Source organism: Candidatus Pseudomonas phytovorans, assembly GCA_029202525.1.
Classification (GTDB): Bacteria; Pseudomonadota; Gammaproteobacteria; order Pseudomonadales; family Pseudomonadaceae; genus Aquipseudomonas; species Aquipseudomonas phytovorans.
Genome location: CP119325.1, coordinates 2,019,820 through 2,033,157 on the forward strand (window position 1 = coordinate 2,019,820; position 13,338 = coordinate 2,033,157).

Here is a 13,338-nt window from a genome sequence, read left to right on the forward strand (position 1 = left end):
GTTAGCGGAACTCTTCGGGGATGGCGTGGCGCAGTATGCCTTCCTCGAAGTCCAGCAGGCCAGCCTCGCGCTGGGTGAGCAGGTAGTAGAGCAGGGTGTCGAGCGAACGGTGCGGCGGCACCTCGACAGCCAGCATTTTCACGGCCTGCTCGGTTTCGCAGTTACAGCCGAAGTCCTGCAGGGCCGCGCGTACCTGGTCCAGGGTTTCCGGGGGCTTTACCAGCACCCGGAACACCGAGCTGCCGGCGCTGCTGCGCAGGGCATCGAACCAGGCTTCGCCGTTTTCTTCACGGGTGGTTATCACATCACCCGGGGCAATGCCGTAGACATGGAAGGGAATGTTGTCGACAGCATAGCCGCCTTCCACGGCCTTGGCCCACAGGCCCTCGACCGAGGCCGGCGGGTAACCGTTTTCGTCCTGTTCCAGGCGGAACAGGACCTTCTTGTACGCGCTGTTCATCGTGTGCCCCGCTTCAACTGCGCGCCGGGCGCAGTACCAGCCACAGTGCCATGCCAATCAGCAAACCGCCGTACAGGTGAGCCATCGACAGCGGTTCGTCGAGCAACCACGCCCCCCACAATACGCCGAATACCGGGATCAGGAAGGTGACGGTGCTGGCTTTGACCGGGCCGATTTCTTCCAGCAGGCGGAAGTACAGGATGTAGGCGAATGCGGTGCACAACAGGCCCAGGCCCAGCAGCGACAGCCACACCTGCCAGCCGCCCCAGCTGGCGGGCGGCTGGCTCAGCGCGCTCCAGGCGAACAGGGGGCTCAGCAGCAAGGTAGCGCCGAGCATGCTGCCCAGCGCCGACAGGCGGCTGTCCAGGCCGCTGATCCAGCGGCGGGCAAGAAAGCCGGCAAAACCGTAGCAAGTGGTGGCCGCCAGGCAGGCGAGGGCGCCTTGCACCAAGGCCATGTCCAGCGCTACCGGGCCGGCGCCGCTAAGGATGCCGACGCCAAACAGGCCCAGGAAGATGCCGCACAGCTTGGGCAAGGTCATGGGCTCACGGAAGAACAGCACGCCGATCAGCACGCCCATCAGTGGCGTGGTGGCGTTGAAGATGGCCGAGTAGCCGGCTGGCAGTACCTGTGCGGCAACGGAATAGAAGGTGGCAGGGATACCGGAGTTGATCATGCCCAGCACCAGGCAGGCGCCGAGTTTGCCCTGGAAGTCCCAACGCACGCGGGCGACGGCGACGATGGCAATCAGGCCCAGGCAGGCAATGGACACGCGAAAGAACGCGGTGGGCACTGTGCCTAGCTCGGGGGCGATGATGCGCATGAACAGGAAGCTCGCCCCCCAGACGGCAGCAAGGGTCAGCAGGCGGGCTAGGGCGATGGGGCTCACGGCGGTCTCCGGGTACAGGGCAGGGCGCGAGTGTACGTTACCGGGGCGGGGTGGTTCTTGTGCTTTCTTGCGGTGTAATCCTGTACCGGCCTCTTCGCGGGCGCGCCCGCTCCCACAGGTTCTCTACAATGCCTGGCCCTGCAGTACTCCTGTGGGAGCGGGCGTGCCCGCGAAGACGCCGGCACAGGCTCCACAGCCCCGAGAGTGCGGCTAAGCTGTCTATCTCACCCCGCACCGAGGCGTCCCGCATGACCCAGCACTGGCCTGCCGGCGAGATCGCCCGGATGATCCTCGATGGCTTCGACGACTATCGCGAGCATTTTCGCCGCATCACCCTCGGCGCCCGCGAGCGTTTCGAACAGGCGCGCTGGCAAGACAGCCAGCGGGCAGCAGCTGCACGGATCAACCTTTATGAACAGAAGGTTGGCGAGGTCAACGGCTGGTTGCGTGACGCGTTCGATCACGAGGTGCTGCTGGAAGTCGAGCAGTGGCCTTTGGTGAAAAGTGCCTATATCCACCTGATCGACCCGCGCCTGGACGATGAGCTGTCAGAGACCTGGTACAACTCATTGTTCTGCAGCCTGTTCAGCCATGACCAGATCAGCGACGGCTGCATGTTCATCCACACCACCCGGCCATCGATCCGCAACCACCAGCGCGCTGCACAAACCTCTACCTATTGCCCCAATGGCAACCTCAAGGGCCTGTTGCGGGCGATCCTCGCCGACCATGCATTCGCCTATGGCGACCTTGAAAGCGATGTGTCACGCCTTGAGGCACAACTGCGCGAAAGCTTGCCCGACTGGGTGTGCAAAGACCCGACGCTGGCGGTGGAGCTGTTTTCCCCAGTGCTGTACCGCAACAAGGGGGCCTACCTGGTCGGCCGGCTGCACAACAGCGATGAGCAGTGGCCGTTGGTGATCCCGCTGTTGCACCGCGAAGGGCATGGTATCGAGGCCGATGCGCTGATCACCGACGAGGCCGAGGTATCGATCATCTTTTCCTTCACCCGCTCGTATTTCATGGTCGATGTGCCGGTGCCGGCAGAGTTCGTCAACTTCCTCAAGCGCATCTTGCCGGGCAAGCACATTGCCGAGCTGTACACCTCCATCGGTTTTTACAAGCATGGCAAGTCGGAGTTTTACCGGGCACTGATCAATCACCTGGCCGGCAGCGACGACTGCTTCGTCATGGCGCCCGGTGTGCGGGGCATGGTGATGAGCGTGTTCACCCTGCCGGGCTTCAACACCGTGTTCAAGATCATCAAGGACCGCTTCTCGCCGTCAAAAACCGTCGACCGCGCCACGGTAATCGACAAGTACCGCCTGGTGAAAAGCGTCGACCGCGTTGGCCGCCTGGCCGATACCCAGGAGTTTGCCGATTTTCGCTTCCCGCGTGGCAAGTTCGAGCCGCAGTGCCTTGCCGAACTGCTGGAGGTGGCGCCGTCGACGGTGGTCGTGGAGGGTGACACGGTATTGATCCGCCACTGCTGGACCGAGCGGCGCATGACGCCGCTGAACCTGTACCTGGAACATGCCAGTGAAGGCCAGGTGCTGGAGGCGCTGGAGGATTACGGCCTGGCCATCAAGCAGCTGGCGGCGGCGAACATTTTCCCCGGCGACATGTTGCTGAAGAACTTTGGCGTTACCCGCCATGGCCGGGTCGTGTTCTATGACTATGACGAAATCAGCTTTTTGACTGAAGTGAACTTCCGCCATATCCCGCCACCGCGTTATCCCGAAGACGAGATGTCGGGCGAGCCGTGGTACTCCATCGGGCCGCATGATGTGTTCCCCGAAGAGTTTCCACCGTTCCTGTTTGCCGATATGGGCCAGCGGCGGTTATTCAGTCGCCTGCATGGGGAGTTATATGACGCGGATTACTGGAAGGGGCTGCAGGCGGCGATTCGCGAAGGGAAGGTGATTGATGTGTTTCCCTACCGGCGCAGGGCCCGGTGACCGTGTTTTAACAGGCCCGGCCTCTTCGCGGGTTTACCCGCGAAGAGGCCAGCCCTGCTGTGCACAACTACCCCTTCAAACACTTCAACTCACTGAAGTCGGTGCGTACCTTGCTCAACTTGTCCTGTAAAAACCGCCGCTGTTGCGGGGTACTCTGCTGCACCAGGTCCACCAGCAAACTGCGCGCCTGCTGCTCGGTATTTTGAAACGCTGAGCGGTATTGCGGCGTCCACAAGCTCTCCTTGCGCTGCAACAGGGTCGCCAGGCGTGGTTCGAAGCTGGCGTCGTTGCGCTGGTTCATCGCCAGCAACAACTGCTGCTGCCAGTGGGCACGGTTGCTGATCCATTCGCGGTTCTGGTCGCCCAGCGCCTGCGACCAGACCTGCACCCGCTGCTTCTGCCCTGACGTCAGCTCGCCCAGCCAGGGCGTCAGGCGTTTCTCCATGCGCTCGGTTCGGCGGGCGACCTGTTTGGGCAGTGGCGTATCCACATACTGCTTCTGGCGCTCGCTGATGTCCTCGCGAAAGGCGTCGCGCATTTCCGCCACCTGGCTGTCGCTCATGCCGCGCAGCAGTTCGGTGGCCGACGGGGTGATTTCCTCCGCCACCCGGCCAATCGCCTCACGGGCCTCGCGGGTACGTTGCTGCAGGGCCTGGTCGGTCACCTGGTCATCGGCGACCATGCCGCGTACCCGGTCCAGCCAGTCGAGGTAGCCGGGCAGTTGGGTCTTGCAGTGCCAGGCCAGGTGCTCGCGCAAGCGGTCGTCGAGCAAAGCCTTCTGTTCGCTGTTCATGTCCAGGTAATCGCCCAGCGACCACGGCACCAGGCGGTCGAGGTTACGGTAGGCCAGGTCGATACGGCTGCAGGCGGCCAAGGCCAGGGCGAAGCCGATGGCGATGAGCAGGGCTTTGGGCAGGCGTAGCGGCATGTGCTGTTCCTTCCTCAGTCTGGCCAGAGGGTAGACGCAAGGGCGGGCTGGCAGTTCCACTGTATCAGTGGTCGGGTCATGTGGTGGCTTCAGGTGTAGAATAGCCGCCTTGTCTTGAGGATCATCAGAAATGGCTCTGCTTGGGCGTTACAACAGTTTGCAAATTGTGAAACACGTAGAATTCGGCCTGTACCTGGACGGCGGCGCCGACGGCGAGATTCTGCTGCCCGGGCGCTACATCCCGAAAAACGCCGAGACCGAAGTGGATGACTGGCTGAACGTCTTCATCTACCTGGACAGCGAAGACCAGCTGATCGCCACCACCGAGAAGCCCAAGGTGCAGGTGGGTGAGTTTGCCAGCCTCAAGGTCAAGGACATCAACGGTGCCGGTATTTTCCTGGACTGGGGCCTGTCCAAGGACCTGATGATGCCGTACTCGGAAGAGGCCCGGCAGCTGAAGATCGGCGATTATTGCGTGGTGCACGTCTACTTGGACAAACGCACCCGCCGCATCACCGCCACGTCGCGCCTGGACCGTTACCTCGACGTCACCCCGGCCGACTACAAGGTCGGCCAGCCGGTCGAGCTGCTGGTGGCCGGCGAAACGCCGATGGGCTTCAAGGCCATCATCAACAACCGCCATTGGGGCCTGATCCACAAGAACGAGGTGTTCAAGTTCCTGCGTTCGGGCATGCACGAGAAAGGTTTCATCAAGGAAGTGCGCCACGACGGCAAGATTGCCCTGAGCCTGCAACCGGTAGGTGCGGCCCTGGCCGACAGCCTGCAAGAGCAGATCATGGCGCGCCTGGAGGCTGAAGGCGGGGTGTTGGGCGTGTGCGACAAAAGCGACCCGGAGCTGATCAGCAAGCTGTTCAACGTCAGCAAGGGCAATTTCAAGAAGGCCATTGGCGCATTGTTCAAGCAGGGCCTGATCGTCATCCATGACGATCGTATTGAAAAGGCCTGACCGCCTTACGCCTGCACGAAGTTGCGGAAGTCCAGCTGCTCGCCGCCCGGACGGGTGTCGCGCAGCAGCGAGTCGCGGTCGGCGCTGAGGGCCAGGCTGATGGTCGAGCGGCGCTTGCCGGGCTTGCGCACTTCCATTTGCTCCAGGTGAGCCTTGAGGAAGTTGGTGGGCACCTTCAGGTGCTGCAGTTCGTCGCTTTCCGGCGTGTGCAGCAGCAGGTTGACCCAGTCGGCCTGGCCCTTGCCCAGCAGTGCCACGGGCACTTCGAACCACCACAGGTTGCGTTTGTTGTCCAGGATGGCGAACAGCGTGTTGCTGCTGGTCAGCACCGGCTTGGCCAGTGCTTCGTTGCGCCGGGCGATGGCGGCGGGTTTGTCGAGTTTCATGCAGGTTCCTGCGGGTTGACGCTATGAAGGCCTGCATTGTGAGGGGTGGCACCGGGCGGGGCAAGGTTTGTGAGTTACAGCGCCTGTGCCGGCCCTTTCGCGGTATCCGCTTCCACAGGGGCACAATCCAGCCCGAGGAATCGAGGGGGTTGATTCAATCAAGCAGTCAGTTTAGTCAGACCTCTACAGCGCTTACGGGGATCGCATAGGCTGCCTAAAGTTGCTGGGGCGATGGGGTGAAGTATCCGCCCGTGTTTTTTACCGCTGGGCTTCTGCCTGCAAAATCCAGTGAAACTCCGGGCGAGGGTGGTGAGTCCACCTTCTGTCGACACGGTTCACGTGTCTCCATTTGCAGGAGTTTTGCCATGAGCGGTACTAAAGACAAAGCGAAAGGTCTGGCCAACGAAGCAATCGGCAACGTGAAACAGGGTGTTGGCAAGGTGACCGACAACGACAAGCTGCGGGCAGAGGGCAAGGCCCAGGAGCTTAAAGGCGAGGCGCAGCAGATCAAGGGCAATGTGAAGGATGCAGTGAAGAAGCCTTGATTTGAGGTGGCCTGTGTCGGCCTCTTCGCGGGTGAACCCGCTCCCACAGGTACTGCGCAGCATTCGAAGCTTGCGCGGTCTCTGTGGGAGCGGGTTCACCCGCGAAGGGGCCGGCACTGTTGTAAGCAAATTCTCCGAATATGGCCGGGAGCAGCACAGCAACGGCGCGGTCTATTAGACTTGTCTGTTGAATCGATCGAGCGGCGAAAGGAGACGCTATGATTTTTCCCGCCCTGCAGGGCCTGCCCTTGCACCGCGTACTGGTGCGCACCATCAAGGAATTTCTTGATGACGAGATGTCCACCTATGCCTCCGCGCTGGCTTACCAGGCGCTGTTCTCGTTGTTCCCTTTCCTGCTGTTCCTCATTGCCCTGATTGGTTTCCTGCATTTGCCCGACTTCTTTTCGTGGCTGCGCCTGCAATCGGAACTGGTATTGCCACCCCAGGCCCTGGAACAGGTCAACCCGGTGATCGACCAGTTACAGCAGTCCAAAGGCGGGCTGTTGTCGGTGGGTATCGTGATCGCCCTATGGACCGCCTCGGCCGGCGTGCGCCTGATGATGAGCGCGATGAACGCCGCTTACGATGTGCCCGAAGGCCGTCCGGTATGGAAGCGCGTTCCGCTTTCCATTTTCTACACCGTCGGCCTGGCCGGCATGCTGCTGGCCGCCGCAGCACTGATGGTACTGGGCCCGCAAGTGATGGAATGGATCGCCGCCCAGATCGGCATGCAGGAGTTCATCGTCACACTTTGGACCATCCTGCGTTGGCCGGTGATCATCATGCTGCTGATGGTGGCGGTGGCCCTGATCTACTACGTGATGCCGGACGTGAAACAGAAGTTTCGATTCATCACGCCCGGCTCGGTGCTGGCGGTGGTGGTGTGGATCGTGGCTTCACTGGGCTTTGCCTACTACGTGAAAACCTTTGCCGACTACAACGCCATGTACGGCAGCATTGGTGCAATCATCGTGCTCTTGCTGTATTTCTATATTTCCGCTGCCGTGTTGCTGCTGGGCGCGGAGATGAACGCGGTGATCGAGCACATGTCGAGCGAGGGCAAGAACCCGGGTGAGAAGGATTTCGAAGGGCACAAGGCCCCGGAAACCATCACCGTGCTGGGCCATGAACACCCGCAACCTAGCCAGCCCCAACCTTCTGAGCCAAACCCCAGATGATCCGTGACATCCTGAAGATGGGCGACGAACGCCTTCTGCGCATCGCCCCGCCAGTGCCCGAGCACATGCTTGGCACCGTCGAACTGCAGCAGCTGATCGATGACATGTTCGAAACCATGCGCCATGTAGGCGGCGTAGGTCTTGCTGCCCCACAGATTGGTATCGACCTGCAGTTGGTGATTTTCGGTTTCGAGCGCAGCGAGCGCTACCCGGATGCCGAAGCGGTGCCGCAAACCATTTTGATCAACCCGGTCATCACGCCGACGTCCACCGAAGTGGAGGACGGCTGGGAAGGTTGCCTGTCGGTGCCGGGCCTGCGGGGTGTGGTGCCACGCTTCAAGCATATCTGCTACGAAGGGGTCGACCCCCAAGGCAACCCGATCAACCGTTTTGCCGACGGTTTCCATGCCCGGGTGGTGCAGCACGAGTGCGACCACTTGATCGGCCGGCTGTATCCGTCACGTATCCAGGACTTTGCCAGGTTCGGCTACACCGACGTGCTGTTCCCCGGGCTTGAGGTCAGCGACGACTGACCCCGCTGCAGGGCTACCAGGCATTTGCTGCGCTGGTAGCGCTGCAGCCGGCTGGCCAGGGTTTCGGGCAGTCGCCCGGCCAGGTGAAACCCCAGGCGCTGATAGAACGGCGCCAGGTCCGGGTGGCAGAACAGCCATGTCGGCCCGCGTGCCTGCTCCAGTGCCGCTTCGATCAACCGCCCGGCCACCCCTTGGCCGCGCTGTTGCGGGTCGACGAACAGCCCCGTCAGCCATAAGCCTTGGCCCACCGCACTCAGGCTCAAACCTGCAACGATGCCTGGCGCGCGCGCCACCCACAGTTCAGCGTCGCTTGCAGCACGCATGCGCGAGGCGTGTTGGCGGTAAAAGTGGTCCAGCAGCCGGCGCTCTGTGGCCGAGAGTGTCAAGCAGTGAATATTTTTTAATGAAATGGCAGGTGCTTCCCTGAAAGCTGGCCAAAGGCTCTGGCCTGAGAGGTTGCGGCCAATTTGACGCAGATTGTTGCAAATTCGGCAAGTGTGAATATCCGAGCAAAGGGTTCAACTATTGCCAGCCGGGAGTAGACTTTTACACATCCCCCCTGGCAGTAAGAAGCGGGATCGGTACTTCGTGCCATCTTCACCGTAGATGGCAACTTCTCCGCGCCGGTTACGGCAATAGAAGTCAATCGATCAGCTTGAATGCTCAAAAGGCAAACCCACATGAAACCATTACTGATTCTTGCATTGGTCGGTATGTCCTCGTTCGCCCTCGCCGACGAGGCCAAACCTGTCTCCAACGAGCCTGTGGCCCAGCAGTACGACTACACCATGAACCTGGACATCAAACGGGTGATCAACCTGTCGACCATCCCCAATGTCTGCGAAGTGGTACCTGCGACCATGACCTATGAAGACCACCAGGGCCAGGTGCACACCATCCAGTACCGGGCCATGGGTGAGGGTTGCCAGCAGGGTTGATCGATAGAAAGCGCGGGCTTTCTAGTGCCTGCCACGGCACTTTCATGGGCTGTAAGATCGAGCGCCGCCCGCGCGGCGCTCGGTGTCACAGGCGCCAAAGTACCGAAGGCGTGCACTTGGTAGCCCTGATGCAATCTCTCAAGAGCACCATCAACTCAAAATAACTTCCAACACCTGTCGATTCCTCCGATTCCCGTTCGACCATAGATGAAGGCACGCTGCACGCCGTGCCAAAACCCTATGTCCTGTCGGAGGAACCCCCGATGAGTAGCACCGCCGAAACCGAGATCCGCCAACTGATCGAGCGCTGGATGCAGGCCGTGCGCGATCGCGACATCCCCAACATCACCGCCCCGTATGCCGAAGATATCGTGGCCTTCGATGCCATCCAGGCCCTGCAATTCAAAGGCAAAGCCGCCTACACGGCGCACTGGGAAATGTGCATGGGCATGTGTACCGGGCCCATGGTCTTTGAACTGGCCGAACTCACCGTGCACACCACTGGCGATCTGGCCTTGGCGCACTGGCTGAACCGTTGCGGGCCGGGCGACGACGAAAGCCAGTGTGGCTTCATGCGCGCCACCGTGGGCTATCGTCGTCAAGGTGGCCAGTGGCAGGTCGTCCACGAACACTGGTCGGCACCCTTCGACATGGAAACGCAAAAAGCCCTGTTCGATCTCAAGCCCTGAGCCGTTATCGCCAAACGCACTTTGCCGATGCCCTGGAGGCGACCATGAAATACCTGTGCCTGGTCTATTGTGACGAGGGGCTGTTGCACAGCCTGCCCGACAGCCCGGAAGACGCCGAGTGCATGGCCTACGCCGAAGCCGTGCATGGCACGGGGCGAATGCTGGCGGCCGAGGCGCTCAAGCCTGTTCAGACCGCCACCACGGTGCGCGTGCGAAACGGGCACATGAGCCTGACCGACGGCCCGTTTGCCGAAACCAAGGAGCAACTCGCCGGCTTTTACCTGGTGGAGGCACGCGACCTGAACGAAGCGCTGAACATCGCCAAGGGCATCCCGGCGGCACGGGTCGGCAGTGTCGAGGTGCGACCGGTACGCGAACTGCAACCCTGACAGCTACGGAGAACCCTCAGCATGAGCCTTGCACACCCCGCGCAAGCGCAACACGAGTTGGCTATCAGCCGGCTGATCGACGCACCACCAGCGAGAGTGTTTCGTGCCTGGACCGAGCCCCAGTGGCTGATGCAGTGGTGGGGGCCGCACGGCATGACCACCCCGGAGTGCGAGATGCAGTTGTGGACCGGCGGTGTCTTTCGCACCCTGATGCGGGCTCCGGACGGCAGCGAATACCCGACCCAGGGCGTATTTCTGGAAATTGCCGCGCCGCGCCGCCTGGTATTCACCGATGCCTTTGGCCCCGGTTGGGTACCGTCGGACAAGGCTTTTATGACCGCCGTGATCAGCTTTGACGACGAGCAGGGCAAAACCCGCTACACCGCCCGCGCCTGGCACTGGAATGCCGCTGACTGCCGCGCCCATGAAGAAATGGGCTTCTACCAAGGCTGGGGAGAAAGCCTGGACCGCCTGGTGGAGGTGGTGACCCAGCGGATGCCCGACTGATGACGGCACTGGCGCAAGTGCGCGCCGAAGTCGAGGCGGTGTACCGGCGGGAGTCGCGACGTATATTGGCGACGTTGATCCGCCTGCTGGGTGACTTCGACCTGGCCGAGGAGGCCATGCATGATGCCTTCTTCATCGCCGTCGAGCGCTGGCAGCGCGACGGCATCCCCGATAACCCACGGGCGTGGCTGGTTTCCACCGGGCGCTTCAAGGCCATCGATGCGCTGCGCCGACGCGCCCGTTTCGACCGTTCCCAGGCAGACCTGAGTATGCTGCTCGACAGCCAGGCACAGGACCCCAGCGAAGAAGAGCTGCTGGCGGATGACCGCTTGAGGCTGATTTTTACCTGCTGCCACCCGGCACTCTCGGCCGATGCCCAGGTGCCGCTAACGCTGCGCGAAGTCTGCGACCTGACCACCGAGCAAATCGCTCGCGCCTTCCTGCAAAGCCCCGCCACCATCGCCCAGCGTATCGTCCGCGCCAAAGCCAAGATCCGCGATGCCGGCATCCCGTACCAGGTACCGGAACTGAACGAACTGCCCGAGCGCCTGGAAAGTGTGTTGCGGGTGATCTATCTGGTGTTCAACGAAGGCTATTCGGCGTCATCGGGCGAGGCGCTGCTGCAGCAAGCGCTGAGCGATGAAGCCATCCGCCTGGCGCGGTTGCTGGTGCAGCTGCTGCCTGACCCGGAAGCGGTCGGCCTGCTGGCGCTGATGCTGCTGCAGGCGTCCCGACAGCAAGCGCGCACCGATGCCCAAGGCAACCTTGTGGTGTTGGAACAGCAAGACCGCCGCCAGTGGGACCGGCAACGGATTGACGAAGGCTGCGTGCTGGTGCGCCAGGCCCTGCAAAGCCGGGCGTTTGGAGCCTATACCGTGCAGGCGGCGATAGCCGCGGTGCACGCTGAAGCAGCAACGGCTGAAGAAACGGACTGGGCGCAGATTGTCGGGCTGTATGACGTGTTGCAGCGGCATTGGCCGTCAGCGGTGGTGGAGCTGAACCGGGCGGTGGCGCTTGCGAAGCGGGACGGGCCGGAGGCTGGCTTGCGGGCCGTCGAGGGGATTCTGGCGCGCGGTGAACTGCTGGATTATCACTTGGCGCACGCGGCGCGGGGCGAGTTGCATTATCAGCTGGGGCAGGTGGAGGAGGCGCGTGCGGCCTGGCAACAGGCGTTGGCGCTGACCCGACAGGCGCCGGAGCGCAGGCATATCGAGCGGCGGTTACAGGTCACCGAATGATGTTTGCAGTGCCGGCCTCTTCGCGGGCACGCCCGCTCCCACAGGATTGCTTCAGGGCTGAATCCTGTGAGGTCCCTGTGGGAGCGGGCATGCCCGCGAAGAGGCCGGCACTGGCTACATCAATCTTCAGCTAGCCACAAAATTCGGCGGCGACACCAGTTCGACGGTCTGCTGCTTGCGCGGCGCCAGGATCTCGGCTTCACCCTGAACGACCAGCTCATCGTTCTGGTTGTACACATTGGTGGCGATCCGCACCTTGAACTTGGGCAGCTTCTCGAGGATTTCCAGGCGCACGGTCAGGGTGTCGCCAATTTTTACCGGCTTCTGGAAGCTCATCTGCTGGCCCAGGTAAATGGTGCCTGGGCCTGGCAGGGTGCAGGCCACGGCTGCACTGATCAGCGCGCCGCTGAACATGCCATGGGCAATACGCTCGCGGAACATGCTCTTGGCGGCGAACTCGGCATCCAGGTGAACCGGGTTGTGGTCACCGGACATCGCAGCGAACAGCTGGATGTCGCGTTCTTCAACGGACTTCTTGTACTCGGCCGTCTGGCCAACTTCGAGGGCTTCGTAAGGCGTGTTGGTGACCTGGGACATCGGTGCTTCCTTAAGCGTCGGGCGAGGGCGGCTATCATTCACTGCGCACAGGGCGGCCAAGGGCCAGCGCCTGTTCAAGCCAGCCGAGAATATCGGCGGTGACCTCGTCACGGTTGGTTTCGTTGAGTACTTCATGCCGCGCCTCAGGATAGACGCGCAGCTGTACATGTCTATTGCCGGTCGCGCGCAGGGCGTCGGCCAGATGGGTGAGACGCTTGCCGGCACTGACCGGATCACATTCACCGCCGATCACCAGCATGGGCAGGTTCGGATCGATCTGCGCGAGGTTACTCGGCTGGCTGATCTGCGCCAAGCCTTGCAGCAGGTCGAGCCACAGTTGGTTGCTGCAGCGAAAGCCGCACAAGGGGTCGTTGACGTACAGGTCGACCTCGGTGGGGTCGCGGCTGAGCCAGTCGAACGCCGTGCGGTTGGGCTTGAAGGCTTTGTTGAATGACCCGAACGACAACCATTCGATCAGCGCACTCTTGCCCTGCGGCCCCTGGCGCCAGCTCTCCAGCCGGGCAATCAGCCGCGCCACGCGGTACAGCGCCGCCGGTTGGTAGTTGGAACCACTGAGAATCGCCCCGTGCAGGCTGGCGCTGTGGTGCAGCAGGTAGGCCTGGGCGATATAGCTGCCCATGCTGTGGCCGAACAGAAACAGCGGTGTGCACGGGTACTGCTGGCCGATGTGCTGGGCCAGCAGACCGAGGTCGTTGACTACGGCATTCCAGCCATGATGGCGGGCGAACAGGCCGAGGCTGCCCCGTTCGGCGGTGCGGCCGTGGCCGCGCTGGTCGGCAGCGAACAGGGCAAAGCCGGCCTCGCTCAGTGCGTGCCCCAGGCGCTGGTAGCGCCCGGCATGCTCGGCCATGCCATGGGCCAGCAACACCACGGCTTTTACCGGTGTGGCCGGCAGCCATTGGTGCACGTGCAGGCTGCAGTGCTCGCTGGCGGGCAGCCAAAAGGCGTCGTGGGGCATGGCGGGTCCTTGTGCGCACAGTTACCCGAACAGTGTATGCACAACCGGGCGGATTGCAGGAAGGGCACAAATAAGATTCACAATGTTAATGGCGGCACTTGGCGTATATGCCGCCTCGGGCTTACCTGCTAACGTCGGATCAACGCCTTTTTGCCAG

At 62.0% G+C, this 13,338-nt stretch carries 17 protein-coding genes; 10 read left to right on the forward strand and 7 right to left on the reverse strand.

The features are described from left to right. Nucleotide 1 precedes the first annotated feature (1 nt). Both P0Y58_09060 and P0Y58_09065 read right to left on the reverse strand, forming a co-directional pair. Nucleotides 2-460: a DUF4265 domain-containing protein gene (locus tag P0Y58_09060; protein ID WEK32323.1), complete on the reverse strand. Its 459-nt coding sequence runs from the start codon at nt 458-460 to the stop codon at nt 2-4. A gap of 13 nt (nt 461-473) precedes the next feature. Beyond that, nucleotides 474-1,349, reverse strand: a complete 876-nt coding sequence (locus P0Y58_09065; protein WEK32324.1) for a DMT family transporter — start codon at nt 1,347-1,349, stop codon at nt 474-476. 248 nt (nt 1,350-1,597) lie between these two features. Here P0Y58_09065 and aceK point away from each other — a divergent pair, with 248 nt between their 5' ends. Further along, the gene (aceK, locus tag P0Y58_09070) at nt 1,598-3,307 is read left to right on the forward strand and encodes a bifunctional isocitrate dehydrogenase kinase/phosphatase (protein WEK32325.1); all 1,710 of its coding nucleotides are present in this window, start codon (nt 1,598-1,600) and stop codon (nt 3,305-3,307) included. 67 nt (nt 3,308-3,374) lie between these two features. Here the strand turns inward: aceK and P0Y58_09075 are convergent, their stop codons facing one another. Then, nucleotides 3,375-4,235, reverse strand: coding sequence for a DUF6279 family lipoprotein (locus tag P0Y58_09075; GenBank protein ID WEK32326.1), 861 nt, complete (start codon nt 4,233-4,235; stop codon nt 3,375-3,377). Nucleotides 4,236-4,365: 130 nt separating this feature from the next. Between P0Y58_09075 and P0Y58_09080 the strand changes: the two genes are divergently transcribed. Next, a complete protein-coding gene (locus P0Y58_09080; GenBank protein WEK32327.1) occupies nt 4,366-5,202 on the forward strand; it encodes a S1-like domain-containing RNA-binding protein in 837 nt (278 codons plus the stop codon). 5 nt (nt 5,203-5,207) lie between these two features. On the opposite strand, the gene P0Y58_09085 is transcribed toward P0Y58_09080, so the two are convergent. Then, nucleotides 5,208-5,588 (reverse strand): hypothetical protein, encoded by a 381-nt coding sequence (locus P0Y58_09085; GenBank protein WEK32328.1) that lies wholly within the window; start codon nt 5,586-5,588, stop codon nt 5,208-5,210. Nucleotides 5,589-5,953: 365 nt separating this feature from the next. Between P0Y58_09085 and P0Y58_09090 the strand changes: the two genes are divergently transcribed. From P0Y58_09090 to def, 3 genes are all read left to right on the forward strand, one after another. Next, nucleotides 5,954-6,133, forward strand: a complete 180-nt coding sequence (locus P0Y58_09090) for a CsbD family protein (protein ID WEK32329.1) — start codon at nt 5,954-5,956, stop codon at nt 6,131-6,133. A 218-nt stretch (nt 6,134-6,351) separates the two neighbouring features. Then, nucleotides 6,352-7,311: a YihY/virulence factor BrkB family protein gene (locus tag P0Y58_09095; protein WEK32330.1), complete on the forward strand. Its 960-nt coding sequence runs from the start codon at nt 6,352-6,354 to the stop codon at nt 7,309-7,311. Continuing rightward, nucleotides 7,308-7,844, forward strand: a complete 537-nt coding sequence (gene def / locus P0Y58_09100) for a peptide deformylase (GenBank protein WEK32331.1) — start codon at nt 7,308-7,310, stop codon at nt 7,842-7,844. Before P0Y58_09095 ends, def begins: the two co-directional genes overlap by 4 nt. Here def and P0Y58_09105 read toward each other — a convergent pair. Beyond that, entirely contained in the window at nt 7,799-8,203 is a 405-nt protein-coding gene (locus P0Y58_09105; GenBank protein WEK33298.1) for a GNAT family N-acetyltransferase, read from the reverse strand. The genes def and P0Y58_09105 overlap by 46 nt on opposite strands. A gap of 321 nt (nt 8,204-8,524) precedes the next feature. On the opposite strand from P0Y58_09105, the gene P0Y58_09110 reads away from it, so the two are divergent. From P0Y58_09110 to P0Y58_09130, 5 genes are all read left to right on the forward strand, one after another. Beyond that, complete coding sequence (locus tag P0Y58_09110) at nt 8,525-8,782, forward strand: DUF2790 domain-containing protein (protein ID WEK32332.1); 258 nt, start codon at nt 8,525-8,527, stop codon at nt 8,780-8,782. A gap of 263 nt (nt 8,783-9,045) precedes the next feature. Continuing rightward, the gene (locus P0Y58_09115; GenBank protein ID WEK32333.1) at nt 9,046-9,471 is read left to right on the forward strand and encodes a nuclear transport factor 2 family protein; all 426 of its coding nucleotides are present in this window, start codon (nt 9,046-9,048) and stop codon (nt 9,469-9,471) included. Nucleotides 9,472-9,515: 44 nt separating this feature from the next. After that, the gene (locus P0Y58_09120; protein ID WEK32334.1) at nt 9,516-9,860 is read left to right on the forward strand and encodes a YciI family protein; all 345 of its coding nucleotides are present in this window, start codon (nt 9,516-9,518) and stop codon (nt 9,858-9,860) included. 21 nt (nt 9,861-9,881) lie between these two features. Then, a complete protein-coding gene (locus P0Y58_09125) occupies nt 9,882-10,367 on the forward strand; it encodes an SRPBCC family protein (protein WEK32335.1) in 486 nt (161 codons plus the stop codon). Then, nucleotides 10,367-11,605, forward strand: a complete 1,239-nt coding sequence (locus tag P0Y58_09130; GenBank protein WEK32336.1) for an RNA polymerase sigma factor — start codon at nt 10,367-10,369, stop codon at nt 11,603-11,605. The genes P0Y58_09125 and P0Y58_09130 overlap by 1 nt, the downstream gene beginning before the upstream one ends. 126 nt (nt 11,606-11,731) lie before the next feature. Here the strand turns inward: P0Y58_09130 and P0Y58_09135 are convergent, their stop codons facing one another. Further along, nucleotides 11,732-12,202 carry a MaoC family dehydratase gene (locus P0Y58_09135; GenBank protein ID WEK32337.1) on the reverse strand — a complete coding sequence of 157 codons (471 nt, stop codon included), beginning with the start codon at nt 12,200-12,202 and terminating at the stop codon, nt 11,732-11,734. A 34-nt stretch (nt 12,203-12,236) separates the two neighbouring features. Next, entirely contained in the window at nt 12,237-13,181 is a 945-nt protein-coding gene (locus tag P0Y58_09140; GenBank protein ID WEK32338.1) for a lysophospholipase, read from the reverse strand. Nucleotides 13,182-13,338 lie beyond the last annotated feature (157 nt).

Coding starts and splice junctions, on each gene's coding strand:
- P0Y58_09060 (WEK32323.1), bottom strand. CDS start 460: ATGAACAGCGCGTACAAGAAGGTCCTGTTCCGCCTGGAACAGGACGAA.
- aceK (WEK32325.1), top strand. CDS start 1,598: ATGACCCAGCACTGGCCTGCCGGCGAGATCGCCCGGATGATCCTCGAT.
- P0Y58_09075 (WEK32326.1), bottom strand. CDS start 4,235: ATGCCGCTACGCCTGCCCAAAGCCCTGCTCATCGCCATCGGCTTCGCC.
- P0Y58_09080 (WEK32327.1), top strand. CDS start 4,366: ATGGCTCTGCTTGGGCGTTACAACAGTTTGCAAATTGTGAAACACGTA.
- P0Y58_09085 (WEK32328.1), bottom strand. CDS start 5,588: ATGAAACTCGACAAACCCGCCGCCATCGCCCGGCGCAACGAAGCACTG.
- P0Y58_09090 (WEK32329.1), top strand. CDS start 5,954: ATGAGCGGTACTAAAGACAAAGCGAAAGGTCTGGCCAACGAAGCAATC.
- P0Y58_09095 (WEK32330.1), top strand. CDS start 6,352: ATGATTTTTCCCGCCCTGCAGGGCCTGCCCTTGCACCGCGTACTGGTG.
- def (WEK32331.1), top strand. CDS start 7,308: ATGATCCGTGACATCCTGAAGATGGGCGACGAACGCCTTCTGCGCATC.
- P0Y58_09110 (WEK32332.1), top strand. CDS start 8,525: ATGAAACCATTACTGATTCTTGCATTGGTCGGTATGTCCTCGTTCGCC.
- P0Y58_09115 (WEK32333.1), top strand. CDS start 9,046: ATGAGTAGCACCGCCGAAACCGAGATCCGCCAACTGATCGAGCGCTGG.
- P0Y58_09120 (WEK32334.1), top strand. CDS start 9,516: ATGAAATACCTGTGCCTGGTCTATTGTGACGAGGGGCTGTTGCACAGC.
- P0Y58_09125 (WEK32335.1), top strand. CDS start 9,882: ATGAGCCTTGCACACCCCGCGCAAGCGCAACACGAGTTGGCTATCAGC.
- P0Y58_09130 (WEK32336.1), top strand. CDS start 10,367: ATGACGGCACTGGCGCAAGTGCGCGCCGAAGTCGAGGCGGTGTACCGG.
- P0Y58_09135 (WEK32337.1), bottom strand. CDS start 12,202: ATGTCCCAGGTCACCAACACGCCTTACGAAGCCCTCGAAGTTGGCCAG.
- P0Y58_09140 (WEK32338.1), bottom strand. CDS start 13,181: ATGCCCCACGACGCCTTTTGGCTGCCCGCCAGCGAGCACTGCAGCCTG.